General features: G+C 60.6%; 22 protein-coding genes and 1 pseudogene. 14 read left to right on the forward strand and 9 right to left on the reverse strand.

Features of this window, described 5'->3' with window-relative positions; all coding sequences use genetic code 11:
• The first annotated feature begins 424 nt into the window (after positions 1–424).
• A complete protein-coding gene (locus BMI01S_RS31120) occupies positions 425–616 on the forward strand; it encodes a hypothetical protein (RefSeq protein WP_028215456.1) in 192 nt (63 codons plus the stop codon).
• Between the two features lie 64 nt (positions 617–680).
• On the opposite strand, the gene BMI01S_RS31125 is transcribed toward BMI01S_RS31120, so the two are convergent.
• Positions 681–920, reverse strand: a complete 240-nt coding sequence (locus BMI01S_RS31125) for a hypothetical protein (protein ID WP_255217837.1) — start codon at positions 918–920, stop codon at positions 681–683.
• 268 nt (positions 921–1,188) lie between these two features.
• Positions 1,189–1,848: an H-NS histone family protein gene (locus BMI01S_RS31130; RefSeq protein ID WP_244145446.1), complete on the reverse strand. Its 660-nt coding sequence runs from the start codon at positions 1,846–1,848 to the stop codon at positions 1,189–1,191.
• A gap of 507 nt (positions 1,849–2,355) precedes the next feature.
• Here BMI01S_RS31130 and BMI01S_RS31135 point away from each other — a divergent pair.
• Positions 2,356–2,811 carry an H-NS family nucleoid-associated regulatory protein gene (locus BMI01S_RS31135; protein WP_063619629.1) on the forward strand — a complete coding sequence of 152 codons (456 nt, stop codon included), beginning with the start codon at positions 2,356–2,358 and terminating at the stop codon, positions 2,809–2,811.
• Between the two features lie 391 nt (positions 2,812–3,202).
• Complete coding sequence (locus tag BMI01S_RS31140; RefSeq protein ID WP_169745494.1) at positions 3,203–3,808, forward strand: hypothetical protein; 606 nt, start codon at positions 3,203–3,205, stop codon at positions 3,806–3,808.
• Between the two features lie 502 nt (positions 3,809–4,310).
• Here the strand turns inward: BMI01S_RS31140 and BMI01S_RS31145 are convergent.
• Together BMI01S_RS31145 and BMI01S_RS31150 are read right to left on the reverse strand one after the other, a co-directional pair.
• Entirely contained in the window at positions 4,311–4,685 is a 375-nt protein-coding gene (locus BMI01S_RS31145) for an HVO_A0114 family putative DNA-binding protein (RefSeq protein ID WP_028232718.1), read from the reverse strand.
• Positions 4,686–4,877: 192 nt separating this feature from the next.
• Complete coding sequence (locus BMI01S_RS31150) at positions 4,878–5,180, reverse strand: DUF7673 family protein (RefSeq protein ID WP_028232719.1); 303 nt, start codon at positions 5,178–5,180, stop codon at positions 4,878–4,880.
• Between the two features lie 506 nt (positions 5,181–5,686).
• On the opposite strand from BMI01S_RS31150, the gene imuA reads away from it, so the two are divergent.
• The gene (imuA, locus tag BMI01S_RS31155; protein ID WP_028232720.1) at positions 5,687–6,403 is read left to right on the forward strand and encodes a translesion DNA synthesis-associated protein ImuA; all 717 of its coding nucleotides are present in this window, start codon (positions 5,687–5,689) and stop codon (positions 6,401–6,403) included.
• Positions 6,324–7,799: a Y-family DNA polymerase gene (locus tag BMI01S_RS31160; protein ID WP_028232721.1), complete on the forward strand. Its 1,476-nt coding sequence runs from the start codon at positions 6,324–6,326 to the stop codon at positions 7,797–7,799. The genes imuA and BMI01S_RS31160 overlap by 80 nt, the downstream gene beginning before the upstream one ends.
• A 375-nt stretch (positions 7,800–8,174) precedes the next feature.
• On the opposite strand, the gene BMI01S_RS31170 is transcribed toward BMI01S_RS31160, so the two are convergent.
• Positions 8,175–8,519 carry a hypothetical protein gene (locus BMI01S_RS31170; RefSeq protein WP_028232723.1) on the reverse strand — a complete coding sequence of 115 codons (345 nt, stop codon included), beginning with the start codon at positions 8,517–8,519 and terminating at the stop codon, positions 8,175–8,177.
• Complete coding sequence (locus BMI01S_RS31175) at positions 8,516–8,854, reverse strand: hypothetical protein (protein ID WP_028232724.1); 339 nt, start codon at positions 8,852–8,854, stop codon at positions 8,516–8,518. The genes BMI01S_RS31170 and BMI01S_RS31175 overlap by 4 nt, the downstream gene beginning before the upstream one ends.
• A 222-nt stretch (positions 8,855–9,076) precedes the next feature.
• Here BMI01S_RS31175 and BMI01S_RS31180 point away from each other — a divergent pair, with 222 nt between their 5' ends.
• Together BMI01S_RS31180 and BMI01S_RS42130 are read left to right on the forward strand one after the other, a co-directional pair.
• Positions 9,077–12,223 (forward strand): error-prone DNA polymerase, encoded by a 3,147-nt coding sequence (locus BMI01S_RS31180; RefSeq protein ID WP_028232725.1) that lies wholly within the window; start codon positions 9,077–9,079, stop codon positions 12,221–12,223.
• A gap of 128 nt (positions 12,224–12,351) precedes the next feature.
• Positions 12,352–12,794 (forward strand): annotated as a pseudogene (locus BMI01S_RS42130) (Y-family DNA polymerase); the annotation flags it as partial.
• Here the strand turns inward: BMI01S_RS42130 and BMI01S_RS43885 are convergent.
• Complete coding sequence (locus BMI01S_RS43885) at positions 12,729–12,896, reverse strand: DinB/UmuC family translesion DNA polymerase (protein WP_306303744.1); 168 nt, start codon at positions 12,894–12,896, stop codon at positions 12,729–12,731. The pseudogene BMI01S_RS42130 and the gene BMI01S_RS43885 sit on opposite strands and share 66 nt — an antisense overlap.
• Before the next feature lie 804 nt (positions 12,897–13,700).
• Between BMI01S_RS43885 and BMI01S_RS41245 the strand changes: the two genes are divergently transcribed.
• Positions 13,701–13,943, forward strand: coding sequence for a hypothetical protein (locus BMI01S_RS41245; RefSeq protein WP_154671459.1), 243 nt, complete (start codon positions 13,701–13,703; stop codon positions 13,941–13,943).
• A gap of 1,295 nt (positions 13,944–15,238) precedes the next feature.
• Entirely contained in the window at positions 15,239–17,335 is a 2,097-nt protein-coding gene (locus tag BMI01S_RS31190; protein WP_244145445.1) for an AAA family ATPase, read from the forward strand.
• 278 nt (positions 17,336–17,613) lie between these two features.
• Here the strand turns inward: BMI01S_RS31190 and BMI01S_RS31195 are convergent, their stop codons facing one another.
• Both BMI01S_RS31195 and BMI01S_RS31200 read right to left on the reverse strand, forming a co-directional pair.
• A complete protein-coding gene (locus tag BMI01S_RS31195) occupies positions 17,614–18,411 on the reverse strand; it encodes a hypothetical protein (protein WP_036046985.1) in 798 nt (265 codons plus the stop codon).
• 169 nt (positions 18,412–18,580) lie between these two features.
• Positions 18,581–18,862, reverse strand: a complete 282-nt coding sequence (locus tag BMI01S_RS31200; RefSeq protein WP_028232803.1) for a hypothetical protein — start codon at positions 18,860–18,862, stop codon at positions 18,581–18,583.
• Between the two features lie 2,546 nt (positions 18,863–21,408).
• Between BMI01S_RS31200 and BMI01S_RS31205 the strand changes: the two genes are divergently transcribed.
• The 5 genes from BMI01S_RS31205 to BMI01S_RS31225 all read left to right on the forward strand — a co-directional run bounded on the left by BMI01S_RS31205 (position 21,409) and on the right by BMI01S_RS31225 (position 25,393).
• On the forward strand, positions 21,409–22,389 hold the full coding sequence (locus tag BMI01S_RS31205; RefSeq protein WP_154671470.1) for a ParM/StbA family protein: 981 nt from the start codon (positions 21,409–21,411) through the stop codon (positions 22,387–22,389).
• A complete protein-coding gene (locus BMI01S_RS31210; protein WP_154671469.1) occupies positions 22,386–22,697 on the forward strand; it encodes a hypothetical protein in 312 nt (103 codons plus the stop codon). The genes BMI01S_RS31205 and BMI01S_RS31210 overlap by 4 nt, the downstream gene beginning before the upstream one ends.
• A 590-nt stretch (positions 22,698–23,287) precedes the next feature.
• On the forward strand, positions 23,288–23,533 hold the full coding sequence (locus BMI01S_RS31215; RefSeq protein ID WP_028232800.1) for a hypothetical protein: 246 nt from the start codon (positions 23,288–23,290) through the stop codon (positions 23,531–23,533).
• Entirely contained in the window at positions 23,530–24,459 is a 930-nt protein-coding gene (locus tag BMI01S_RS31220; protein ID WP_154671468.1) for a hypothetical protein, read from the forward strand. The genes BMI01S_RS31215 and BMI01S_RS31220 overlap by 4 nt, the downstream gene beginning before the upstream one ends.
• A gap of 61 nt (positions 24,460–24,520) precedes the next feature.
• The gene (locus BMI01S_RS31225) at positions 24,521–25,393 is read left to right on the forward strand and encodes a hypothetical protein (protein WP_036046984.1); all 873 of its coding nucleotides are present in this window, start codon (positions 24,521–24,523) and stop codon (positions 25,391–25,393) included.
• Positions 25,394–25,609: the final 216 nt, after the last annotated feature.

The following is a 25,609-nucleotide window of genomic DNA, read 5'->3' on the forward strand; positions in this document are numbered from 1 at the left end:
TTACCTCGGAAAGCTGGTGGGTAGGGTCGCGCGCGACACCCGCACCAACGACAGTCATCTCCAGGTTGCACGATAACGTCGTCAACGCGCCCCGTCGCGCAAGCGCACATCAGTCTGCTCGTGTGCATGAAAGGCCGCCGGTGAATAAGGACGTGCGGACGTGAGAGAGGCTCGCACAAACGTCATACGGATATTCCGGCATCTGATGGTAACCGGCTCCAATAGGCGGGGACCAAACCGCCGGGCGTGCGTCACAAGGAAATGGAGTCGCGGGCGGTGCAGCCTGCGATGGTCGGCAAAAGCGCGCAAGCGCTCGCAACAAACAACGACAGGTGTATCGCGCGCTACACTGAGTCCACAACCCTGCATAGCCCTGCGCACATTGCATGCACTCCCGGCAACCACATCTCCGAAAGATAACAGCATGGAAATCCGCGTTGCGTACGAACATAGTCTCGCCACTGCACCGGAGGAATTCATCGTTCAGGTGCCTTCGCAGCTCGTGACCGATATCCCCGCGAACGTGCCGCGCGCCCTGTTGCCTGAATTCATCGCGAACCTGATCGTCGAACGCTCACCGGCAATCGGAAAGATTCGCAATCTCAGGATTCTCTAGCGGGCTTCTTTTCAGCGGTGATGCCTGTGTGTCGACAGGCGTTGTTACCCAGCCTCGGCAACACTCAGAAAAGGCTCTGCTGCCTGATATCGCGTGCTGGAGGCAATGACGGCTTCTTGCGTCGCGCGCCCGTGCGGCGGCGAATAACACGGCGTACATGGGCGATCAGCTCGAAGCCTCCGTTCGCAAAACTGAGCGTGAGCAGGAACCGCGTCAGCCCATCCGGTCCGATACCGGGCTGCACGCGCAGCGATGCACGCATGTCGAGCCGACGGGCACGGTCCACGAGCTGCGCGCGGCTCATGCCATTCCATGCGGCCGCGATCAGCCGACCCACCGCCGGAGGAATCGACTCGGGTGGACAATCAACGGGCAACGCGAGAGATACAAGTTCGAAACGGTAACCCATGGGTTGACGGCGCGCGGCGCTGTATCCGCACTTCCTCAAGTACAAATGGCGCCGCTCTCATCAATGCGACGCGCGAAGGCAGCTGACTGAGCAGTCGTAGCGGGCCGCGAGTGCGGCGCGGCCAGCATGTCACTCCGCCAGCTACGACTGGCGCCCGTTACGGTTACGCTGCTGCGACTTCAGGCGTGGCAGCAGCCTCAACTGCGGCCGGTGCCTTTTTAGCTGCAACCTTGCGCGGTGCCGAAGCCTTTTTCGCGGGTGCTGCAGCCTTGCGTGCGCGTCCACGCTTTGCCGGGGCCGCCGCTGCCCGCGCAGCCTTCTTCGTGGCGACTGCCGTTTTCGCCGCCTTCTTTACCACGACGTGCTTCGCGTCTACCTTCTTTGCAGAAGCGGCCTTTGCGCCCGCGTCGTTCGTCTTTGCGCCAGCTTCAATGAGGAACTTCGAACGATCCTTCACGTCGCGGATCCAGGCAGGCGCACGCCCGCGGCCGGTCCACGTCGCGCCCGTTTTCGGATCCGCGTATTTAGGAGCAACGTGACGGACGCTCGAACGCGGAGCTTTTGCTGCTGCCCTGGCACCCGTAGCCGCGGGCTTGCGACCGCGCCGCTTAGCGACAAAGCCTTCAATGTCAGCGACAGTCAGTCCGTGCTTGTGCATCAGGTCACGGATTTTTGCGAGGCCCACCGACGACTGCTTTTCGGCGATCGCCACCGCCTGCTTCTCGAGTTTTGCTATTTTCAACTTGATTGCGTCCAAGGTAATCATTTCTATTTCTCCTGTGGGGTATGCCGTCCATGCGATCCTGGAATTTCCCTGGCACATCGAAGTTCGGTCTGCCCGTCAAGGTTGACACCATCGTCGCGGTGGTGATTATGAACTTTACCGGTACGCTCTTGCAAATCGAATGTGCCGCGCCCGACAATTTCAACGCCACTGCAAATTAAGAATCGACACCGCGCGGTTGCTGCCTGGCGGCAAGGTATTCCGTTCCCTGGTGTCCAGACCCGTACCCGTACATCGCCGTTCGCATGACCAAGGTTCAGTGCGATGAATCCCGTGCGATGAATCCCGAGTGCGACAAAAGATGACGTAGGGTGTGCAAGCAAACCAGGCGTCGCCTTCGGGTTGACTTATACTTGTTAAACACACAAACCAACCAGTCGCGAGAGATTCCGTTCGCCGATCCCGGCAATACGCCGCTCAAAAATACCTGCCCTCTTCGCCGCCGCAGCATGTGCGGCAGTGTCGCGTGGCAACCTGGCGGCACGTAATCTGCAATTTGCCTGCCGAATGCCAGGCGATTGATCGGAGAAAATCGGAGTAAAGCTGATGGATGAGAGAAAGCGCGAGAGCATCGTGGCCTACCTGCGGCGACGGATGGTCGAGTTTGGAATCGAACCGGACGACATCGCCACGTCAATTGCAGCCGACCAGGCCCGTTTGCGGGAAGTGCGTTTCCGGGACGCTTCCGGCAATACGTGGGACGGCAAAGGCGCCCCGCCACAATGGGTGGTTCAGGCGACCAGCGCCGGACAGTCTCTTGAGCACTTCGCAATTGATGGCGGGTCAACTCGTGACCCGGGCCAACGCGCAGGCGTTGACTGGCGCAATGACCCGTTCGCTGGCACGAAACTGGCCACAATTAAAATCGGGGGCGCTGGGGGCGGCGTAAAAGAGCCAAACAAGAGCGGAAGCCAGGGATCGTCTTGTTCCTCGCTCCAGAGCTCCGTGCGCTCCACGAAAAGTGACGTGAAGCCAACAACGAACGAAATTTCCGTTACTTGATGAAAGGCTATGCGTTGCGCCACACGCGCGAACCAGCTTGCGTTCGCGGGACAGGGACGTAATGCCAGCACTGATGGATCTGGACGGTCATCGCTTACCACTTCGTGGCGAACAAGCATCGCGGAACTGTTGCACGCACCTTCTGCAAATAGCGTGAGATACAGCAGGCAAACCCACAAGAGCCCGACAAGGCTTCGCGTATGACGCAAGACTTGCATCCGCAGAAACGTGGGTAAAGATGGAGGCACCCAGCACGAACAAACCCTGAACGATGGAAGCCGCCAATCACATCAAGATTTCCGCAGAGCTTTCGGCCTGCGGCTACAGCATCGACATGAGTCCGCACGCACGTCAGCGGGCAGTCGAGCGAACATCCTTCGCCCCAAGCCGTGTGCTCGAACTGGTCGCGACGCGCCATGCTGTAACGCTGCCGTTTCGCGCCTCGAACCGTTCGTACCACCTCGTCCTTGACGCGAAGAAGATGGATTTCATGGTCGCGATCGTGGCTATCGACCGCGCGGGCAAGAGCCACTCAGCCAGCGTCGTGACGGTTCTGACGCGCGAACAGTTCGAGGCCGACGCAGGTCCGATCGGGAAAATGCGCCTACGTACGGCTGCGAGCCGTGTGCTCGACCCTGTCGCCTTCAGACGATGGGAGCAACGGGAATTCGGACAGGGTAGGGCACGCCGTCGATACCGTGTTCTCACTTACTACAGGAACGAGGACGGCAGTATCGACCACAAGATCTTCAGGAACGCGCCGATCTGCGACCACTTCGTCGACGAATATGCGCTCACGAATGCGGCTGGCCACCCCGGCTTCTGGGACTGGTACGCCCGCGAGGCGAGTCGTGCCGACCTGCCCGTCGCCTCTGTCACCGCGATTCGCATCGCCGACACTGACAAGGTCTGGCTGGATATATCGGCTCCAGCACGCGAGTGCCCGTGCTGCCGGGCGAAGAAGCCCCATCCTGCAGCTGCCGATCGCCGGTTGTGACCCGCACCGCGTCAGATCGCCGGGTGCGGGAGCGAAAACGACACGGCTTCCCCGCCGCGGTGCGTTCATTGTCGTGGCGTGTATGACAGCAGCATCAATCCAGGGTGGCACGAAGCGCATCTCAATCGTCTACCGAAGGAATCCGCCTTCCATTCACTTCGCGGCCCCGGTAATGGATTCAGGTTCGAGGCGAAACATGCATGCGCGCGCTGCTACCTCGAGTCCGGACCCCGTCCCTGCCGGTAGACAGCGAACCTCAAAAAGGCCCGCTCCGGCTCAGTGAAATCTGTCGCGCCCCGGTTCACGAACGGCAGATGCTGCGGGAGAAGTCTCAACCCGGCGGTGCCCAAACGTGGCACATCCTGCTCCACCGCATGCGGGAGCCCCGCCAGCGTTCCATAACTGGTTTTCAGGAAGCGTCTCTTTCCTGCGACCGATTGAGAAGCGATCTTCTGACCGGCGCGTAGATCTCCTGAAGATTGCGGTGTTCGTGCAGGTCATGTCATACGATGCGGGCATGCAGTTCGACGCGCGCTGCGGTGGCGCGAACGATTTCGCGCGCACCACGACCCACGTGGGGCATGTTTTCCACGACGACAAGCCCGGCGTCGCGCAAAACATCCACATCGCGCTTGACAGCGCTTCGGTCACGATGCAGGCGCCTCGCGATGACCGTCACCGAGGCCGGCTCAGCTTTCACGGTTCGGAAAACCCCGATGCGCGCGCGTGTCAAAAGCTGCAGAAGATCTTCCGGGTCCTCGAACGCGACGCTGAATGTCTCTGCAATGGGCTCCCCCCGATCCGCCGCGCGGGCAATGCGCCTGCCTTGCGCAAAGAAATCGTCAGGCGTGCCAGGTCCAATGCACAACTTCTTCATGCTTCTCTCCCCAAGGCGATCGACGTGTCTGCGACGCAGCACAGCAGTTCGACGCGAGCTTCACCATCAACGGGCCGCGGCATACATATGCTCCATCGCGCGATTGCTGGACGGGGCATCATGGCGCGCAGTCCGTCCGCCAGCCACGCCAGTCGTCCCCGGACGTTCACACATCCATGGTCTTCCGACGCCTCACGCGCTAACCAGCTCGGGCCGCCACTCCCGCACAATGGCCTCGAACTGCGTGCCATAGCCCAGCGTATCCGGATATTGATTAACGCGCGACGCCAGGCGGAACACCGTGATGATGTCCTCGACGATTTCTTCGTCAAGGCCCCACGCCGCCGTCAGGTCGTAGCCACCGCATGTGGAAGGATTCCACCAGGCAAGCAGAAAGTCTGCAATGCGGCGGCTCTGGCCACAAGTGCCCTGGGCGATGTTCAGAAGCCGCTCGAGCGCCTGCCTGTCGGATTCCAGGATGATTGCGGTACGCATGATTTTCCTGTCTGGCAACGCGCGCCGCGGATGCGCACCATGCCGTTAGTTGTTGTCGATCCAGCGTTTGGCCCATTCAATGCCGCGCCCGAACGCCTGATTCCTGTCAACGTGGCTGCCCAGATAGCAGCAGACGAAGCGTCCTTGTTGCGCGAGATGACGCCGCCTGCCTGGAAGAGCCACTGCCTCGCAGGGAGGAACCCGCGACGCCTCTGTCTTCCACGCCCTGTTCCGCGAACCGTTTCATTCCTCCGGAGAATGGATAGTCTCCCCGTGTCGACATGGTGTCGCCCAGACGGCGTACGTCATCCACCACGCACGTTTATACCCGGATTCGAAGGTCTGGTATCGCGTCGGTGTGAAAATGGCGCGCAGGCGCGCGCCGACACGGTGACGGCGGATCTGGCGCCCTGTCTCTCATAGCTGAACGAGCATCTGTGGCGTGACTTTCCAGGATAGACCAGCTACGATACCTGTATATTTATACAGTATTCGGGGATTCAATCATGACGCAGCCAGTCCTAAACGTCGAGGCGATCCACCCGGATCTCTGGCGGGCGTCACAGCTTGGCTCGGCGCATGGCCGGGTAGTCGCGAGCGGGCACGCCAGGCTCGATGCGGAGCTACCCGGACGGGGCTGGCCGACCGGTGCGCTGACCGAGGTGATCCTTCCGCAGCCGGGCTGCGGTGAGCTGCGCCTGCTCAAGCCGGCGCTCGAGACCGTCGCATCCCGGCCAGTCTTTATGCTGCAGCCGCCGCATCGACTGCAGCCTGGTGCGTTCACCTGGTGGGGAATAGAACCTGAAAATCTGCGCGTGCTGAAGGCGCCCACGACTGCGGACAGCCTGTGGGCAGCGGAGCAGATACTTCGTGCCGGAACCGCCGGCGCCCTGCTGTTCTGGCAGCAGCAGATCCGTCCGGAGGCGCTGCGCCGCCTGCACCTTGCCGCCCAGCGCACGGACACCCTGCTGTTCCTGTTTCGCCCCACGGCTGCGGCGGCTTCGACGTCGCCCGCACCACTACGTATATCGGTCGAAGCGGCAGCTGGCGGCCTGAACGTCTCATTCATCAAGCGCCGCGGGCCCCACCGCGATGAGCCGGTATTCGTTGCGCTCTCCCCTACGCCCGTTCTCCTGAATCGTCATGCACCACTGGATCGGCGTTCATCTGCCACGCCTGCCCATCGAGAGTTTCTGCCCAACCTGGTACACGCCGGTGTCTGACCAGGGGTTCGTCGTGCTGGAGAAGGGCCGTGTGCTCGATGCAGACGCGGCAGCGCGGGCGCAGGGCGTCGTCGATGGCATGCGCCGGGGCGGCGTGCTCACGCTCGCACCGAATGCCGATCTCAGGGAGCGCGAGCTGGCAAGTGAAGAGCAAACAGTGCGTGGCGTCGCATTCGCCCTGCTCCAGTTCACGCCGAATGTCGTGATCGCCGCCGAGAACGTTGTACTCGCCGATGTCAGCGCCAGCTTGCGGCTTTTCGGCGGCCTGCGCGCGCTTCGCTGGCGGATCCATCGCGCGGTCGCGGACTTTGGCGTCACGTGCACGCAGTCGCTTGCACCGACCGCGGAGGGATCCTGGCTCATCGCGCGCGCCGGTGGGGGCATTGCGCTCACTCAGCGTTCGCTCACGCGGGCACTGGCGCGCATTCCCTTGACCATACTTCCTGCGGCACGCCGTTTCAGCGACTGGTTCGACGGCCTGGGATGTTCGACGATCGACGACGTGGCGCGGCTGCCACGCGCCGGGCTGAAAAAGCGGTGTGGCACTGCGCTGCTCGATGCGCTTGATCGCGCGAAGGGCGAGGCGCCTGAAGTCCACGAATGGCTCACGATGCCCCCGGCATTCGATGCGCGCGTCGAGTTGCCGGACCGGATCGAGCATGTTGAAGCGACGCTGTTCGCCGCGCGCCGGCTCACGCTGCAGATGACGGGGTGGCTGGCGGCCCGCCAGCTGGCCGTTGCGCGCTTCGTTGTCTGCCTTGAGCACGAACGTGGCCGCGCAGCCATTGCGCCAACGGAAGTCGAAGTTGCTCTCGGCGAGCCGACGTGGCACGAGGAACACCTTATGCGGTTGCTCAGGGAGCGGCTCGCGCGCATCGAACTGGTGGCCCCGGTCATTGCACTGAGGCTCGAGGCGAAAGATGTCCGGGAAGCAGAGGCACCGAGCGAATCGCTGTTTCCGGAGCCTGGCGGGACGCCACAGGATCACGCACGGCTCATGGAACTGCTTGTGGCGAGGCTTGGTTCGGAAAATGTGATGAAACCAGCCCCAGTGGCCGACTTCCGTCCCGAAGTGGCTGCGCGATGGGTGCCGGTCAGCAGTGACGCCAGACCCGCCAGCACGGACCTGCCAGGTGATCTTCCGCGCCCGGCATGGCTGCTTGACGTACCCATCCAGCTCATCATGCGCGGCCACCGCCCGTTTTACGGTACACCGCTGCGAATGGTGTCACCAGGAGAGCGGATCGAATGTGGCTGGCAGGACGGCCACATCGTGACGCGCGACTACTTCGTCGCCGAGTCCGAAAACCATCTGCACTACTGGATATTTCGCGAGCGCGTCGGCAGCCGTGACGAACGCGAGCCACGCTGGTTTCTCCACGGTCTTTTCGGATGAGGTGGCCCGCCGCCGTGCGGTGACGACGGCAGCCAGTTCAATGGTCGGACCGCCCCGTCTGCTGGCCGGGTCTGCGCCAGGCGTCGTCGATTGCTGCAAAAACCGGCGGGACGAAATCGTGGCCCTCAAATGAAACGGTACGCCCGTCCGTCGGATAGTCCAGAGCGGCAGGCGCGCGCGCAGTGCATCCAGGACCCACTGCGGATGCCGGCCGGTCGAGGCGACTTCGGCGATGACCTCCCGTTCGATGCGGTGGAGCAATCGCCATGTCAGGACGCCCGCCTCGCGATAACGCGCGACAAAGGCGGGCACTCTCTCCTGTATCGCCGTATGCGCAGACCAGAGCTCTTCCATGTCGTCGAAACCTTTTTCCTTTTATTCGCAATCTGAAATCTGGTGCCTGCGCGAAGCCGTTGACAGAAGCTGGGGCGGCTCAAGCACGATGCCCCACGCGCTCAGCAAACCATCGAAAGACGGTTGACCTGTCTGTGTTCGTGGTGCGGGCAATGTGATGCCGGTTGCGCGATAGTGAACGCGCTCCTTCGCGCTTGCGCCGGTACGAACGATGCGTTCAAGCGCGCCATTGCGCAGCGCGTACTGCACGGCATCAGAAGCCCTGCGCGATTTCATCAGGCCGGACGCAACGATGTCGCTCACGGTCGCGCTCGAACGCTGCCGAAACCACGCGAGCAGCACCTCAGCGTTTTCATGTGCGCTCATGACCTGTCGTCTTCATCGAAGGGCACGTGCTCGCCAGTCGGCGACTGCTTGCCGAGCTTGCCTTCATTTTCCATTGCGTCCTGCCACGCGAGCATGGCGTTCGCGACGGCGTCCTTCCCGCCGCTGAAGGCGAGTACCGTCTCCCCGCACGATGGGCAGATACCGCCGAATGCGGCCTGAATGCCCGCCATGTTTCGCGCATCGAGTGCGTCGAAGTCACTGAATGCCGTCTTGCATGCGCCGCACACCAGCTTTTCCGGACGCCATGCCTCAACCTTCGCCCGCGCCTGCGCGATGCGTTGCGCCTGCGTGCCGCGTTGTCTTGCCTGTCCCACTTCACATTCTCCAGTTACTGTTCCGGGCACAGCCGGACTTTCCGTGATGTTAGCGCGCCACGCTCCGGTTCAATCCGGGGAAAACGCCGGAGATCTTGCAACTGGCCCACATTGAGCTAGAATACCTGTATAAATATACAGTATTCGATTGAGGGCGGAAAGACGGACTCGGGGCGTCGGGATCCAGTGGATCGGGCGCCGACGGGGCCGCGCGCGTGACCGATGCCTGCACCTGACTTTGGCGCACTGCCGGCATACGCCGAGCTCCAGTGCGCTTCCAACTTCTCATTCCTGCGGGGCGCATCGCATGCGGACGACCTGGCCGCGCGTGCGGCGCAGCTGGGTTACAGCGCCATCGCCGTGGCCGACGAGTGCTCGCTGGCGGGCGTCGTGCGCGCGCACCTAGAGGCGAAGAAGGCAGGCATCCCCTTTATCGTCGGCGCGGAATTCGTGTTGACCAATGCGGACGGAGCGCCGGCTCTGCGGTTCACTGCGCTCGCCATGACGCGGGAGGGCTATGGCAATCTCAGCGAGCTGATCACGCTGGCGCGCATGCGCGCAGAGAAGGGCAGGTATCGCCTCGCCACCCGCGACCTGGATCGTCCGGAACCTGAACACGCACACCTCAGGGGACTGCCGGATTGTCTGGTCATCCTGAGCCCTGACTATCCGGCCACCGGGTCACGTCTTGATCCGCAGCTCGAATGGTTTGCAGCGACGTTTGGCGAACGCGCCCGGGTCGCGCTTACCCTGCACGCGCGGGCGATGGACGACATTCATCGCGGCGTGATCGAACAGGTCGCTGCACGTCACAGTGTGCCCGTTGTGGCAACTGGCGCGCCGGTCATGCATGTACGCTCGCGCAAGCCCCTGCAGGATGTGCTGACGGCCATCCGTCTCGGGAAGCCAGTGGCGGAATGCGGCTATCATCTCGCGCCGAACGCGGAGCAGCACCTGCGCTCGCGTCTACGTCTGGCCAACGTGTACCCCGCGCGAGCCCTGGCAGAGACGGTCGAGATCGCGCGCCGATGTACGTTCTCGCTCGACGAGCTTCGCTACGAATACCCCGATGAGCTTGTTCCCTCGGGCCTCACGCCTGAAGCCTACCTGCGCCAGGAAACATATACCGGCGCACACCGGCGCTGGCCCACTGGCATCCCGCACAGGGTCCAGGAACAGATCGAGCATGAACTCGCACTGATCGCGGACCTGAGCTACGAACCGTACTTCCTCACCGTCTATGACATCGTGCGTTTCGCACGCAACGAAGGGATTCTTTGCCAGGGTCGCGGCTCGGCCGCCAACTCTGCCGTCTGCTATTGCCTCGGTGTCACCGAAGTCGACCCGGCGCGTTCGTCGATGCTGTTCGAGCGCTTCATCAGCAAGGAGCGTGGTGAGCCACCCGATATCGACGTGGACTTTGAGCACCAGCGACGCGAAGAAGTGGTTCAGTACATCTACCGCAAATACGGACGCGACCGCGCTGCGTTGACCGCTGCTGTCACGACCTATCGCCCCCGCAGCGCGCTGCGTGAGTCTGGCAAGGCGCTCGGCGTGGATCCCGCCATCGTTGATCGCGTTGCCAAGGCCCATCACTGGTTCGACTCGAGCCGTGATCTGCTCGCCCGGTTCGCGGAGGCTGGCCTCGATACTGAGGCGCCGCTCATCGCGCAGTGGGCCAACTTTGCGGTCCTGCTCCTTGGCTTTCCGCGGCACCTGTCGCAGCACAGCGGCGGGTTCGTCATCAGTCGCGGCAAACTTTCCCGACTCGTGCCGATCGAGAATGCCGCGATGGCCGACCGTTCGATCATCCAGTGGGACAAGGACGATATCGAGGCGCTCGGACTGCTGAAGATCGACGTGCTGGCGCTCGGCATGCTTTCCGCTGTGCGCCGCGCACTCGAGCTCATGTCGGAAAAACGTGGCGAGATCTTCGAACTGCAGGACATCCCGGCGGAGGATTCCGCGACCTATGAAATGATCTGCCGCGCGGACACTGTCGGCGTGTTCCAGATCGAGTCGCGCGCGCAGATGAGCATGCTGCCGCGCCTGCAGCCGCGCTGCTTCTACGATCTCGTAATTGAAGTCGCAATCGTGCGCCCGGGCCCGGTCCAGGGCGGTATGGTCCATCCGTACCTGCGACGCCGTCAGGGCATCGAGCCGGTGACGTTTCCGAGTCCGCAGATGGAGCAGGCGCTGGCGCGCACACTGGGCGTGCCAATCTTCCAGGAACAGGTCATGCAGGTCGCAATGCTTGCGGCGGGCTTTTCCGCCGGTGAAGCCGACCAGTTGCGGCGAGCAATGGCCGCGTGGCGTCGCAAAGGAGGGCTTGGGGTCTACTACGACCGCATCGTCAACGGCATGCTCGAGCGCGGTTACGAGCGCGAATTTGCCGAGCAGATCTTCGCCCAGATCCAGGGCTTCGGCGAATATGGCTTCCCCGAGAGCCATGCCGCCAGCTTTGCGCTGATGGTCTACGCGAGCGCGTGGCTGAAGTGCCACGAGCCGACAGTGTTTACGTGCGCGTTGCTGAATTCACAGCCGATGGGCTTCTATTCGCCCTCGCAATTGGTACAGGACGCGAAGCGCCATGGCGTGCGCGTCCTGCCCGTTGATGTAACCGTGAGCAACTGGGATTGCACAATCGAACGGGCGACGACACGCGACCCGCTGCGCCTTGGGCTGTCACAGGTGCGCGGCATGAAGGAGGAAGCGGCAGCGCGTATCGAGATGGCGCGTGCGGTCCGGCCATTCCGCGATGTGTCGGATCTCGCCCGCCGTGCGCAGCTTGACCGGCGCGATCTCGAAGTGCTGGCGGCCGCCAACGCCCTGCACTCGCTCGCCGGCGAGCGCCGGGCCGCGCTCTGGCAGGCGGTCGCCGCGGTGCCGGACCGTGACCTGCTTCGCGGCGCGACCGAGGACGACGAGACCCCGGAACTGGCGCCGCTGACCGAGGGACAGGAGATTGTGAGCGATTATCGCTCGACCGGTCTCACGCTCGGCCGTCACCCGCTCGCCCTGCTTCGCCCCAGGCTTGCGAAGATGCGGCTTGTGCCTTCGGATGTGCTCATGCGCTATCGTAACGGGCAGCTCGCGCGCGCCTGCGGCATCGTCACGGTCCGCCAGCGCCCCGGCACCGCAAACGGCGTAATGTTCATGACGCTCGAAGACGAGGCTGGCATTGTGAACATCATCGTCTGGCAGTCCGTGCTTGAGAAGTTTCGCCGCGAGGCGCTGGGCTCATCGCTGCTCGCCGTGTACGGCGTGTGGCAGCGCGAGGGCGAAGTGAGACATCTCGTGGCCAACCGGCTAGTTGACGTCAGCACACTGCTCGGTGAACTTCCCACTGTGAGCCGCAACTTCTGCTAGTAGAGATGGCGACGAACATTCGCGCCGGCGTGATTTCGCTGAGCGATCTCTCATGCGTTGCCCATCCGGTGTGGCACTAACCGCATCGTGACAAGCCACCGACCACCCGGGATCGCGCACACCTCGACATGTGCGCCTTCTATGCGTCTGTAAAACTGCTGCGCCAACCGGAACTGCGAGGCAAGCCGGTGGTGGTTGGTCGTGCGCGCAATGGGACTCCGCAAATGCTGGCGGACGGTACACGCCGATCTGCGCGGCTACGCGATTATGTGGGTCGGGGTATGGTCACGCCCTCGACTTATGAGGCGCGCGCCTTGGGTGTTTTCTCAGCGATGGGCATGATGAAGGCCGCACAGCTCGCATCTCGATCCCACTCGCCTGCCGACCGGTTCGATTCCTATCGTCGCGACTCGCGGCTCTTCAAGGACGATGTTCGTACGTTCACGGACCAGATCGACGCGGCGTCGACGACATGTACATCGCTTACACCGATGTCGAGGGCGAATCACAGACCTCGGAGGCGGCCGTGCTTCAGACCGACGGTCCGGCCGCCGTAGCCTTTTCGCCGAACGTCTCCGGCAACGCGTTGGCAAAGGCGCGTCAGTGCAGGAGTCAGGATCGCGCGGTCCCGGCTTACATACCTGTCCCTTTCGAACGTCGTTTCGCGACTCATCGACTTGGCTTCGAGGACACCACGACAGCGCGCTCGTTGAGGCCTCGAGAGATTCTCGGCGGCCACGCGGCAGAGGTGCGTCCGAGATGCTCCGGCAAGACCGCCGGGTCAGTTGCGGTGAGCTCTGCGACCGTCGTAATTCCCATGCTCGCAAGAGGTACGTTCGCGCGTCGTCCAATCCCGTTGACCTTCTTCGCCGCCAGCGGCCAGATGCGCGATTCGAGATCGGCATTGAGAGGATCGTGAGGCCGTCCGATTGTCCAGCTCTGAGCCGATCTTTGCGAGCAGCTTGTTTGGCGCGATCGCGATTGAACACGTGAGGTCCGTCGCCTCGCGCTAGAGTTCGCCGACTTCAAGGTCGTCACGCGCGACCTGTCGTTTCCCGAGCCAGTGCAGATGGAGCGGTCATACGCCGGGCTGTTGGCGTGTGTCTGAAACTCTGAAACGGCTCCCGCTGGATCGGCGCATTCGCCTCATTGGCACCCGCATTGTCTCACTCGACTGCGCCACCGGTGACAATCCCGCCGCGATAGTGGCCGGATCGGACTTGTCGTTCGACCGCTAACGGCGCCGGATTGCCGACTGATTCCGGCTACGAGATCAACGCGCGAAAGGTACTCCCCGCCGCCGCGCACCTGCGGCTTACCGATGTTGAAGGATGAAGTTTGCAGCCGGGCTTGCCTGAAAACTGCATGCGGCTAATATGGAGAATCGACCGGACGGCACCGCGTCGCAAATGATGCTGTATCTCGACGAGGTAAATCGAAGCCGGGTTCGGGCGATACTTTTTCAGAGGAGCCTGTAATGAAACGACGAAAGCGCCATGCCCCGCTTCCCGACGAGACGTCCAGTGAACTCCAGGCACGCCTGCGTCGTTTCGCCCTCGCCACACGTGAAGAAGCCCTGCGACCCGCCAATGTTCCATTTCCGGAACACGTCACCGTACTTGCTGGCCCGCTGCGCAAGGTCCGCAGGAAACCCGCTGACGCACCCGCTGAATCTGGGCGAAACAGCAATAATGGCCAGGGATCGGATGAAGACGAATAGCGGATCCGCGGACGTTTTCCCGTGACCATGCGGCCTTTCGAGCGCAGATTTCTGCCTCCGTAAATAAGCCGATGTCCTTCATGGGCGACCGACGTCGATGATGCGTCTCGCCCTGTTAATCAAACCTGCGGGGTCATGTACGGCGCACACACGTTCGACTTGCGCGCTTTCTCCTGAAGGTAGCCATATCCCATGGACGGCAACCTTGCCGCCGCCCCACCTCCGCGCATGTCTCAGGGAATGCAGCCTCGCGACGCTGAGCATTCTCTGAGTCCCCGTGTCAGACGACACGTTCTTTGCTCCCCACCATTCGACATCTACACGGATGAGCAAGCCTAACGCGCCTGCCCACAATGGTTTTTGTCGCCGTGCTCAGTTCCTCGCCTTCAGTCCCGACGCACGAGTTCGTTTGTTCTCGCCATCCATTCGGGAAGCTGACGAGCCTCACGAACGTCATGCATGAAGCTTCCGGTTGCGCCGCGGTGATGCTCTGTTAGCCGCCGGCGCTCCACATCTCCGGCCACGTGCTGTACCCGGATCATCACCCGGTGCGACTTGCGCTCTCAAAATCTCATGAGAAGCTGAAAGTGTCACGAACGTCAGCGAGCGTCGTGACAACGCGGCCCACGCGCTCCGCCCGCATGTCTTTGCATCCACCACGGTAAAGCATGCGACATCACGCGTACAAGCTCGCCATCTAAATTTGGAGTACGAATAAATGAAGTGCAAGAGAAGGCTTCTGAAGATTGCCATCGATGAGGCGCATGGGTTCATTATTGACGTCCTTGCCCCTCTCATTACCTTCGTCAGATGGCTACGCCGTAACGGCAGGAAGTGAGTTCACCGCATCCCAACTCAACGGCCACGGCCTTTGGAGTCAGCTTATGAAGATTCGCCGGTTTACCTACAAGCCCAATGGGAAATCCGTGACTCGCGTTTCGAGCAGACGGATGACGCTTTATGTACCCGACGAAGTTCCTGTCGAGGTTATTCGGCTCTGGCTCGCCCGTCTTACCGTAGACCTGCCTCGACGCCTGTCGACGCTGCGTTACGTCCGACGGCGCGAAACCAGGAGAAAACGCGTCCCGGTTTGCCGGTTCAAAAGACGTCGCACCCAGCGCAGGCGCGTGCGTGTGCCGGTCCGCTTCTGGCGTCACGAAGCGGCCAGGTAAGGCACCCCACTGGTAGCCCCGCTTCTCGCTGTCGATTTGCGTCGCGAGGAACGGGTCGCATACTGGATCCAGATCACCCGGACGACAATCTTCGCATCATCCCAAACCCGCTCTCATGAGATCATGATGAAAACCTTACATTTCGCATTGCTTACCATACTACGCGTTGCTGTAATTATCGCCTGCCTGGCTTATCTGCATCACGAACGGCACGCTCTACTTCACCATGAAACCGTGCATGCTCTTGCTGTTTCGGTTGTGACGCTTGTTGCTGCGTCACTGATCTGGGTTCCAAACCGCGACGTGCGTGGCTGGACATGGACAGCATTCGTCGTACTTGTTTTCGGCATGACGCTCGCAGCGCTCACATTCACGACATGGAGTCCCGCTGCCATTGCCGCCATCGCGGCCGCTTCTTTCAAGCTTTGGCGTCTGCACCAGCGCCGTGCGCCTGTCGGGATTATTGTGGAAGGCACGCACGTGTTCATCCCGCTTGAAATGAAGATCACGTCCCGGCAGCCTGTACCAGATGTATGTCCTGAAAATCGGGCACCCGCGGCACGCACCATGCTGGCAGCTTCAGCAAACGAGTTGCCGGCTGTTCAGGAGCTACCGGTTGCTCCGACGCCGGCACATCAGCCGGCCCCCAGTCACGAGCCGCGCGCAGTACCGGCTGCCCAGGTAACCACGCCCGGCTGGGATTTCAGCGAGAACGTTCGAAAGCCGCGACATGACTTTTCAGCTATCGTCGGCATGGACGACACGAAATCGCGCCTGTTGCGCTCGGCTCGGGAAATTATTGAAGGCGCGTCAAAAGCGCACCGGAACGGCATCCTGCTGTTCGGTGAACCGGGGAATGGTAAGACCCTCTTCGCGGAAGCGCTCGCGGGTGAACTGGACGTGCCCTTTCTCTCGATCAGCTACGGCGATGTCGCGTCGAAGTGGATCAATGAAACCCCTGCGAAGGTCAAGGCAGTCTTCTCAGAGGCACGAAGGATCGGAACCTGCCTCCTGTTCATCGACGAGATAGACTCCTTCATCAAGCCGCGCGACGGAAATGCTCACTCGATGGATCGCGACTTGACCAACGTAATGTTGACCGAGATCGTTGGACTTCGTAGTACAAAATCTAATGTGGTCCTTGTGAGCGCCACCAATTTTCCCGAAGGGCTTGATGATGCCGGCAAACGCGAAGGCAGGTTCGACTACAAGATCGAAATTCCTCCGCCTGACCTCGCTGCTCGAGTCGCGCTCCTCTGGCGTTCGATCACAGATGAGTTGGGTGACGGTTTTGCACAGCCAGAGCCGATCACCGCGCTCGCCCGCCGATGGGAAGGATTCAGCGCCGCGCGATTGACTGCACTGGGAGGACAACTGCGCGAGATGCATCGCGACGGAAAATTCACCGGCACTTTGACGTTAGAGGTCGGCATGCAGGCGATGCGCCTGCTGCAGGGACGCAAGGGGCGACTACCCGAAGGCGTCAAGGACATCACTGAAATCATCATGCCTGATGCATCCCGCGGCGCGCTGCGCAATCTCGCTTACCGTATGAAGGAAACTGAGAATCTTGAGAAGCTCGGCTCTACACTTCCGCGCGGCGTCCTGTTTGTAGGGCCTCCCGGCACGGGTAAAACACAGGGCGCAATGGCTACAGCCAAGGCAAGTAATTTCGCTTTCCTTAAGATTACTGGAGCAGACATCATCGCGGACCCACGTTCGTGGGACCGGCTGTACCGGGAAGCTTGTGACATCCGTCCATGTGTTGTGTTTATCGATGAGGCAGATGGCATTCTGCAGGATCGACGACACAGCGGACATGGCATGCTGACCGAGAAAATCCTCGACACGCTCGATGGTGCCTCAGGACGCACGCCGGACGTGCTCTTCATTGCGGCGTCCAACTACCATCACCGGATTGACGCGGCCGCGGTACGTAGCGGCCGCTTCGATGAGAAGATTGTTTTCGACATCCCGACAAACATGGCGATGTCCACGTACGTGCAAGCGATTCTCGCCAACAAACTAGATGACGCCTGGAAGGTGGAACCGGAAGCCGTTATCCAGATGATCAGGCTTCTGTGCGGCCGCACTATCGCCGACGCCGATGCGCTCGTCCGCGAGGCGATCACTATCGCTGCGGTACGGCGCATGCGCGAACGTACGGCGGATTTCCGGGCCGCCGACGTGATACTCGGGGCGCAATCAATCTTCTCCTGACGATCCGTAGACCACCTTAATTCTGCCTCTGTCGCGCGACACCAGGTGTGTCGTGTCGCGACGGGGGCCCGACTGTGAGCTGTCGTTGTCGGACCAGTACCTCGACCGACCGTCAAATGCCGGTGGTCGCGCCCGACGTTTTCGCTACAGCCGACTACCTCTGTTCTTAATATCTTGGGGTTCCAGACACTGAATACGGTCGTTGCTGGTGTAACGAGGAACGACCGTATTCAACTGTGGCTCACTCTTTTCACGCCCCCGAGCTTTCGCCGTGGCCGTCAACCCCAACTATGATGAACCGGCCGTACGATTTCCGACAGATGTACGACACTGCTGTCATCAAGGCCGGCGAGATCGAATTGGCCCTTCAGTTGCCACTCTACCCAATCGCCAAACCTGACGCCCCCCTCAGAGATCGCGTCGCCCTCGAACACAATTTGAATCGGACAACTGCCGCCAGTCCAGTACCTCTCCAGGCGCGTCGCGAACTGCTCGACCAGATCCACGGCCAGCGCGCACACTCCCTCGGCGAGCAAAACGCTCAGCCAACGTCCCCGGTGCTTCGGCTCCACAAACACTGCAAAAACGTTGAGTCCGAGCTCGACTCCAGTCGTCCCGTTGCCAGACCGCAGCGCCATCCCCACAGTACAGAACCCAATCGGCCTGTCGTTGTGGAAAAGAACCAGGCGGTGGCGCACGCTGGCGGTTTCGTCATAGCCAGGATCAGGCTCGACGGACGAATCTGGCCACTTCCCAGATTTGGCGGTCAGATCAAAGGTCGTCAAGAACTGGCCGTCAAAGTAGGCGGCCTCGTCGCCCTTATGCGACGCAAGAAGCTTCCTGCGCAGCGCGCGGGTGATGGCCGCCACACTCTTCCTCGGGTGGTGATTGGCAAAAACTGTCCAGTCATACTCATCACCATCCGAAAACACTAACGGCTGGTCAGTATTCCCAGATCCCCAAATGCGGAACGGGCTCTGCAATGCTTCGGAGATTGCCGTTGCCATCTGTTCCTGGTTCGGCACGCCCGCCACATCTTTTTTAGCTTTCGTATCGGTGCGACGATTTCTTTCCATGACTCTCTACTCCGTGGATAGCGCGACTGCAACAGCATTGGAACTGCCGGGACAAGGCACTGCGTAACAAGACGACCCAACCCACCATTGAACTTGTTGAGCCTCTCACCCAGTCCGGCGAGATCAGGAAAGGAGCTCACTAGCCTAGCAAGCTCCTGCGCAAATCACATTACTTCTTGGCCTTGCCCCCCACGGCCTTCACGCACCGCGGAATCTTGCCAAAATACCCTTGGAGCCCACTCCATTTACTGATCCCAAGACATTGACGCACACGCTCCAGGATGTCGTACAACGCTTCGCATTCCTTTACATCACTAGGCGTGACTGCGTCGAGGCGAGCGCGCAGCTTCTCCTCAAACGACATCGGCTGGTCCTGGCGGGGTGGTCCATCGGACGGCTCATCCTGTACGACGCCGTCTACCGGGCGCTTATTTTCCGACTCGTGTTGCATTGAAACACTCCTTTGACAACGGCCGCCTCGTGCACGAGGCGGGAGAGCTGGAGGCGCCGTAACTCCAGCAGGTGCGACTGCGAACGATCCTCCAGGAACCGCGTCGCGACGCGCTAGTGGCCAATCCCCATGCGATTGACGCATCCGGGTTCACGCGCGAAAAGCGGCGCGTCGAGGGACAAAGCCGGGTCCCTGATTAAGGAGTTGAAAACGCGCAGGCGTACGAACACAGCGCAGTGCGCAAACGCTTCGCGTTGAGGATTGCTGGAAGGTGCTTCGCTGCAGGTTTGCTAGAAGCTGGTCGCGCGGACTGCGTCGACCAAGGCGTCAATGACGCAAGAAGCCGAACCTTTGACGTGCGGAATGTGCGAGGTCTCGACCACTCAGGCAGGAAAAGATCGAGATTTTAAGGCGGTTACCGGCTGCCGCTGTCGAGGAGCACTTCGTTGGCAAGCGATTTCGATGGGAAATCCATCGCATTGGAATCGCGAAATGTTGACGGCCAGGAACGAATCGCATGGCCATAAGAATCTGACGGCGTGGTGTTCCAGGATCTGCGGACGACTGCGTTCAGACAGCTGGCGTCGCCCATGGCAACTTCAGGATGAATATTTTGAATCGCAACTGACGTTGAACAGGGTGGCGAAACAAATGGAGGCTTGCACACGCAACTATGCAAATAGTGTCACGTACGACACCGTAAATTGATGTCCACAATAGACCGACTCTGCAGTCGAACCATTGGGTGCTATTGCAGTAAACCAGAACCGAATCTCATGCGCGGTGCGCTGAGGGTTGCCGGATTGTGGCGATCGAGGATCGCGCGACTTCGATGTATTGCCGCAGCGGCGGCTGCAGCAATACTAGCATATCTATGTGTGCGTGCAAGTACTAAGTCACTGTTCGTCAACGCCTCAACAAACCGTCAGTACATCGACCAATTTCTACCTGAGAATCAACGCGATTTCCCATTTGTGTCAGAGTCGCATCGCGCACGCCGACTTTTCGCCCGGTAGCGCCAGGGCACCGGGAATAACACCATCCGAAGATTGCGCTTGTCAGGCGGCTTCTCTAGCGGGCTGCAGCGCGGGCAACGGACTAACAGCCCGTACGTGGCTCGCAAACGCGGTAATTGAATTATCGCCATTTACCCCAACTCCGCTCGGGCCGGCGACGGAAAACACTGCGACTCGCCGGTCAACGGGCGCCCGGAACGCGCCGGATAACGTCGGACGCACCATCCCGAATCCAAAGGGAGGCGTGTCCTGGCTCGTGCCGCCCGGAATTGCATCGAATCCGGCCGCGAAGACCGGGAAAACGACAGCCTTCCCTCAAACCCGTCCCATCGCTGAGATGTCGATCAAGCGCGTCGTCTTTTCCTCCCAAAACGACGGCTGTGTCAGGGTCCCTTAAAAAGCCAGGAATATCCGGGGAAGTCCCGCCAGGTATGGCGAAGACGGCAGCCCTGGCAGGTGCATTCTGGATCCTTAAACGCAACAGAACCTCGATTCAGATTGGCTTCCGGTTGCTGATCGACTCTTGTCCGCGCCACATCCGCCGGGCGCTTCCACGCTAGACGGGAGGAACGTGCCCAACTTGTCCCGCCGCTACGCTCACCTTGAAATTCGCAACGGCAGACCGCTCACCGTAGCGCCGGATCGATGCATCCTTGCGAAGTCGTACATACGTGGCACGTCACGCTGCCGATTTTGTCGTGTCGCCCTTCAAGTCCGACTTATGTGGGACTTTGCAACGATTTCTGCCATCCCTTTCTCTGTCGGCGAACTGAGAAGGACAGCGTGACACCGATCATCGATATTCTTGACAGCGCTCTCGGGAGCATTCAGAATAGTACGCAGTTACGTAGTAATGACACGCATGCTGCTCGTCAGTTGGTGTCAAAGTTTTCCCCCGCCGCCACTGCGGCATTACTCCAGCAAGGCAACGGGCACGATGTTTTCGTGCCCCGTACGTGACAGCCATATAGGGCATCACGCATGACCCGCGGCTCCGCCGTGGATCAGGTCAGACCGCACGGCGTGCACTGGCAACGCGATTGGCTTGGGCTTTTTAGCTTGAATTCGCGTGCGTCAGGTCCGGCAATGCACGCTCCGGCCACCCCCCTCCCCGCAATCATCCGTGCTGCTTCAGGCTGTCATTGCCTAGCAACGCGTCCCCCAATTAAATTCCATTCTGTCTGACCGCCTCCCGCCGGTCATGGCGTCGCGCGCCCGGTCGTCCTCGCGTAGCCTTCCGCAACAGCTGAATCCGACTAGTCGTGCCCGTGAGCGGGCGCGCCGGCACTGCCGTAAATCTTTCAGAAGCATTAGCTGTATCACGGTTCCCCCACATCCACGACCGGAGGATTGCGAAGATACCCAGACTAACCGCCTGTTACCCCATAGCATTCTGCTCGGAGGCATCGCGCGAGCCCATGACGGGACTACTGTGCCTTCTCCGACGTAGCACTTCTTAACAACGCACAACAAGGACTACTAATGATATTTCACGAACCGACTCTCACTATTTCGCCCGAAGGCGTCGCCATGGGCATCGACGTGGGATACAAGGCGGTCAAAGCGGCCTGCGCCGACGGCAGTCACGTCAAGACATTCAGTTTCCCCTCGGTCGTGGCGCCAGCTGCTGACGCACTGCTGAACTCGAGCATTCAAGCGATTGGCAGCCGCAAATCTGAACTCGAGATCAAGGTCGGCGGCGCAACGTTCGTCGTCGACACCTGCGAAACGGAGCCTGTTTCATCGAGCGTAATGCGGACTGAACTCGACGAGTTTCCACGAACCGAAGAATATGCGGCCCTCGTTTTCGCGGCGCTCCTCGCGAGCGGATTCAAGCGATTCAAACAGCTCACCCTTGGCTTGCCACTCCATACGTTCGGCCAGCATGCAGAATACCTTGCTCGAAAATTCCGCGGCGCGCATGAATTCGGTCATGGAGAATTCTTGGTCGAACAGCTGACCGCGATACCGCAACCCCTAGGCTCCTTCTACGCATTTGCAAGGAACAACCCCGCACGCCTCGACAACCGCACTTCAATCTGCGTCGTTGACATCGGATGGGGCACATCGGACGTCCTCACCGCCTCTGCCAGCCTGAAGCCGGACAGGCAGCGCTGCGGGGGATTCCCAGGTGGCGCTGCGGTCGTCCTGCGCGAGATTGCAGACCAGCTCAAGCAGCAACATCAGGGAAGGTTTGGCAATCTGGATCGCCTCGACCGGGCAATCATCGAGAACCGCCCGCTTGTCCACAACGGCGCGGAAATCGACCTTATGTCGTACGTCCAGCGCACCCAACGCGTCACCACCCCAATTTGCAAAGCCATTGCGAATTGCATCAAGACGACTGAAGATCTGACCGTGATTGCAACTGGCGGCGCAGCCCACTACTACCTGCCCGATCTTCGCAAGACGCTCGATTGCAATGTAGAAACTGTCCAAAACCCGCGCTTCGCTAACGCAATTGGGTTTTGCCAGGCGGCGATCGATGCATGCGCGAGGCGCGCAAAATGAAATTCCGCGGCCAGTACACGATCAACTCATCGATCCACCCCCTGCTGAGCGAGCTCCTGGCTTCCGAACCTTCGGCAAAAAAGCGGTCGGCAGCAATCGCGTGGTTTGCAGAATTCGGCTGCACTCTTCACAAGCTGGCGCGGGATGGACAGGTCGACGCCATCGGGGCCGGACTGATCACGAATCTCGCACCGTCGCGGGTGGGACCCCAACAGGTTCCAGCAGCGGAAGAACTCACCGCACAGCTGCTCGATAACGCCGTCGGTGGGTTCAGCTTCTCCTCGACAGACTTGCAGGACGCTCAATGATCGGGAAACCACGGTCCCGCGAGTCCACGGGCTTCACCGCTCCCGCCGCAGGGTGCATCGCGTACAACGCGGGAACGGTTACGCGCATACACATCATCTGTTGTCGTTTTGCAACAGTTTTTTTAATTGGTACTGCTAATATATGGACAGCCTTCGCGGCATTGATTTTAAATTCGGCCAGTCCCCGCCGGTACATGAACTGGCCTGCCGTCCGACGGACAAGGAGCACCTTCCGTTCGGACGACAGGTTTCAGGCGATCATGCTTTTAATCGCCTGTGTCCTGAGGACACGACGAGAAAAGCGAAAACGCGTCTTCGACGCGGCCACTTCGCACGTCCTTTCCTCGCGCGGCGTCACAGGCACTTCCATATCTTCGTTCGATCCGACAGCGGCAGCCCCGTCGCGCCTCACGACGCACCGGATAGGGCAGCGCGACAGTCCCCAGCAACCGGTTCCCCACCTGCCTTGCGCGCCCCTTGTCATGTCGCGCATGTCATCAACCCCGCAACGTCATCGACATGCCTTACCTCAGAGACCGCAGCATTTCGCTGCGCGCGGGTTGCGCCCACCCTTCCAGGCGAGCAGATGTATGGAGGCAGACGTCATGGTTCGTCGACGTAAGCGCTATTCCCGGCTCAACCAGCCGGCCGTTGTTGCCTGGCTCAGGCGCTGCGCTATGTCGCGCATCACCGGAGCCGGAACGCAGAGCTACACCCTGGATTTCCTGGTGGAAGAGCTCCGCAAGCGTTTCCTCATCGATGCCCACCGGACGACGGTTTTCCGCTTCCTCCGGCGGATCGGACTCGACTTTGCATGGGCCAGGGGGAAGAAATGAGCCGCCGATCCAAAGCGCTCTCTGCAGAAGAACAGGCACGCCGCCTGATTTCCACAGTACTCATGCTTGGGCACAAGAAGCGCGACCTGGGTCCGCATACCCGAGACCTGATCACGTCCCTTGGCACGGCGCGGAACTACCAGCAATGCGTGAAGGACTTTCTCGAGTGGCGCCTGGCCGCCGGTGTCAGCGTCGACGCGGTAGCCTGCCGCCTCGAAATCGAAAACTATCTTTCATTCGAAGGAAAGCGCTGGCGCCAAAAGACACTGGACCAGCACAGACAGGCACTGGCGCTCGTATTCTGCGTCACGCTTCCCGTCTTTGACGCGGAAATTCCGACGTTTGTCGACGGCCGGGCGTATACACACTCCGAAGTCGTTTCAATCGCGGCTCGGCAGTGTCCACGGCACAGCCTGTCGACACACTTCGTGTTTCATTCTGGAGTGCGCGCGGTCGAAATGTACGAGCTGCGTGAAGTACACGAACTGGCACGTACTGCCGACCGCCCATGGCGAGATGATCTGTTTGCGGGCTTCGCTGAAGGAGAACTTTTCAGCACGACCGGAAAGGGCGGACTTGTACGTCTGGTATGGGTTCCATCAGCGCTCGCCTACGCAATACGGAACGTACGACTTGACGAGCCGCGCGAGGTTATCGACAGGGGAATCAACCGCCATTACGTGTTCGATGTTGGAGGGGGCCAAAATCTGTCCGAATCGTTCACACAGGCCAGCAAGCGTGCCCTTGGTTACAGCCTTGGCATTCATGGACTGCGGCATGCCTATGTTCAGCGACGCCTCGAAACGCTGCTTGGACTGAAATTTGCCGTAATTGACGCTCTCGAAATCGCCTCACAAAATAAGGGTCACATGCGATCGGAGATTACATTAGCCTATACGCCGCGGAGAAATGGCCATGGCGCGTGATCAATGCCGGCCTCCGGGTATGCGAGCGCGTCCGGGCAGGAAGGGAGCAGTCACGTACTACATGCTCTCGAAGTCCGGAAGGCGAATTGTCCTGGGCAAAGACTTCACGCTGGCATGTGCGCGCTGGGTTCACGAGCAAAAGGAGCAGGTCAAGGAGAGCCCTCCCGCTACGGCCAGTGGATTACTGGACGCGTTCGTCCAGTGCTCACTCCCGCAACCGAACGAGCGGGCAGCAGTCATTCGATATGTGGAACTCAATACCCTTCGTGACTACTTTAGCGCGCGCGGGGACCCCGGCTATGACGTGATCAACAGCGAAAAGTGTTTTCTCAGCTGGTGCAAGCGCGACAACCGCGTGCGGATACCCGATGGGCCAATCCGCTTGTTCCGCCGTGTCTGGAAGTTTGCACTGGAACTCGATCTCACCAAGCGCCCCTGCCCATGGAATCCCGTCGACCTCCGGAGTCTGCGCGTCACCCTCGAAGCCGTCGACGTCCTCAGCATGTACGCCACCGGCTCGCTCAGGCACTTGCTGCTGCAAATACTGGGGAAAGGAGACTCTAGCGGGACGACGATCGGGCAATCCAGTGCCATGGAGTATGAAACAAGTCTCGCTAAGGATCTTCTGGGGGCCATTGACCGGGCGATTTCTTCGCTCCGCGCCAGCGGGAGAGCACAGCTCGTACCGCGAATCGCCGGCATCACTTCCGCCGAACTCGTTAAGCTTCTGGAAACGCCGGAAATTGTCCTGGCGAGGCCGCCCGGCAGACTTTTGCTTGAGCACCGTCGACTCGAACTCAAAGAAGCGCTCAATTCGGAGAGGCGCACAGCTTCAAAGAAGGCGGCAACGCAACCGATGACGGCAGAACGCGGATCAGCCGATCTGTCGGTTCGGGTAGATCGGACAGAAACGCATGCGCAGTGCCCAGATTGAAGAGGCGGCCAATGGGAATATTGCTGATTGAGCTGCCGCAGCCCAACAACTGCTCCATCGCCGGACACTCTCGACCCGCGGCCGGCTTCCAGCCCACGTTGTCGCGACACGCAGAGTGCTTGGCAGCGAAGCAGCGTCACCATTCAATTGGCTCCCAGTTGCGCTGGCTGCAGTTGCTATCGTCTGCATCCTTACAGAGCTCCGCAATCTGGCCGA

Origin of the sequence: Paraburkholderia mimosarum LMG 23256 = NBRC 106338 (genome assembly GCF_000739815.1) — a bacterium.
In the GTDB taxonomy this organism is placed as follows: domain Bacteria; phylum Pseudomonadota; class Gammaproteobacteria; order Burkholderiales; family Burkholderiaceae; genus Paraburkholderia; species Paraburkholderia mimosarum.

Excerpts from the sequence above, each read along its gene's own strand:
- BMI01S_RS31120 (WP_028215456.1), top strand. The coding sequence starts at position 425 with ATGGAAATCCGCGTTGCGTACGAACATAGTCTCGCCACTGCACCGGAG.
- BMI01S_RS31125 (WP_255217837.1), bottom strand. The coding sequence starts at position 920 with ATGAGCCGCGCGCAGCTCGTGGACCGTGCCCGTCGGCTCGACATGCGT.
- BMI01S_RS31130 (WP_244145446.1), bottom strand. The coding sequence starts at position 1,848 with ATGTGCCAGGGAAATTCCAGGATCGCATGGACGGCATACCCCACAGGA.
- BMI01S_RS31135 (WP_063619629.1), top strand. The coding sequence starts at position 2,356 with ATGGATGAGAGAAAGCGCGAGAGCATCGTGGCCTACCTGCGGCGACGG.
- BMI01S_RS31145 (WP_028232718.1), bottom strand. The coding sequence starts at position 4,685 with ATGAAGAAGTTGTGCATTGGACCTGGCACGCCTGACGATTTCTTTGCG.
- BMI01S_RS31150 (WP_028232719.1), bottom strand. The coding sequence starts at position 5,180 with ATGCGTACCGCAATCATCCTGGAATCCGACAGGCAGGCGCTCGAGCGG.
- imuA (WP_028232720.1), top strand. The coding sequence starts at position 5,687 with ATGACGCAGCCAGTCCTAAACGTCGAGGCGATCCACCCGGATCTCTGG.
- BMI01S_RS31160 (WP_028232721.1), top strand. The coding sequence starts at position 6,324 with ATGCACCACTGGATCGGCGTTCATCTGCCACGCCTGCCCATCGAGAGT.
- BMI01S_RS31170 (WP_028232723.1), bottom strand. The coding sequence starts at position 8,519 with ATGAGCGCACATGAAAACGCTGAGGTGCTGCTCGCGTGGTTTCGGCAG.
- BMI01S_RS31180 (WP_028232725.1), top strand. The coding sequence starts at position 9,077 with ATGCCTGCACCTGACTTTGGCGCACTGCCGGCATACGCCGAGCTCCAG.
- BMI01S_RS43885 (WP_306303744.1), bottom strand. The coding sequence starts at position 12,896 with ATGAGTCGCGAAACGACGTTCGAAAGGGACAGGTATGTAAGCCGGGAC.
- BMI01S_RS41245 (WP_154671459.1), top strand. The coding sequence starts at position 13,701 with ATGAAACGACGAAAGCGCCATGCCCCGCTTCCCGACGAGACGTCCAGT.
- BMI01S_RS31190 (WP_244145445.1), top strand. The coding sequence starts at position 15,239 with ATGATGAAAACCTTACATTTCGCATTGCTTACCATACTACGCGTTGCT.
- BMI01S_RS31195 (WP_036046985.1), bottom strand. The coding sequence starts at position 18,411 with ATGGAAAGAAATCGTCGCACCGATACGAAAGCTAAAAAAGATGTGGCG.
- BMI01S_RS31200 (WP_028232803.1), bottom strand. The coding sequence starts at position 18,862 with ATGCAACACGAGTCGGAAAATAAGCGCCCGGTAGACGGCGTCGTACAG.
- BMI01S_RS31205 (WP_154671470.1), top strand. The coding sequence starts at position 21,409 with ATGGGCATCGACGTGGGATACAAGGCGGTCAAAGCGGCCTGCGCCGAC.
- BMI01S_RS31210 (WP_154671469.1), top strand. The coding sequence starts at position 22,386 with ATGAAATTCCGCGGCCAGTACACGATCAACTCATCGATCCACCCCCTG.
- BMI01S_RS31215 (WP_028232800.1), top strand. The coding sequence starts at position 23,288 with ATGGAGGCAGACGTCATGGTTCGTCGACGTAAGCGCTATTCCCGGCTC.
- BMI01S_RS31220 (WP_154671468.1), top strand. The coding sequence starts at position 23,530 with ATGAGCCGCCGATCCAAAGCGCTCTCTGCAGAAGAACAGGCACGCCGC.
- BMI01S_RS31225 (WP_036046984.1), top strand. The coding sequence starts at position 24,521 with ATGCTCTCGAAGTCCGGAAGGCGAATTGTCCTGGGCAAAGACTTCACG.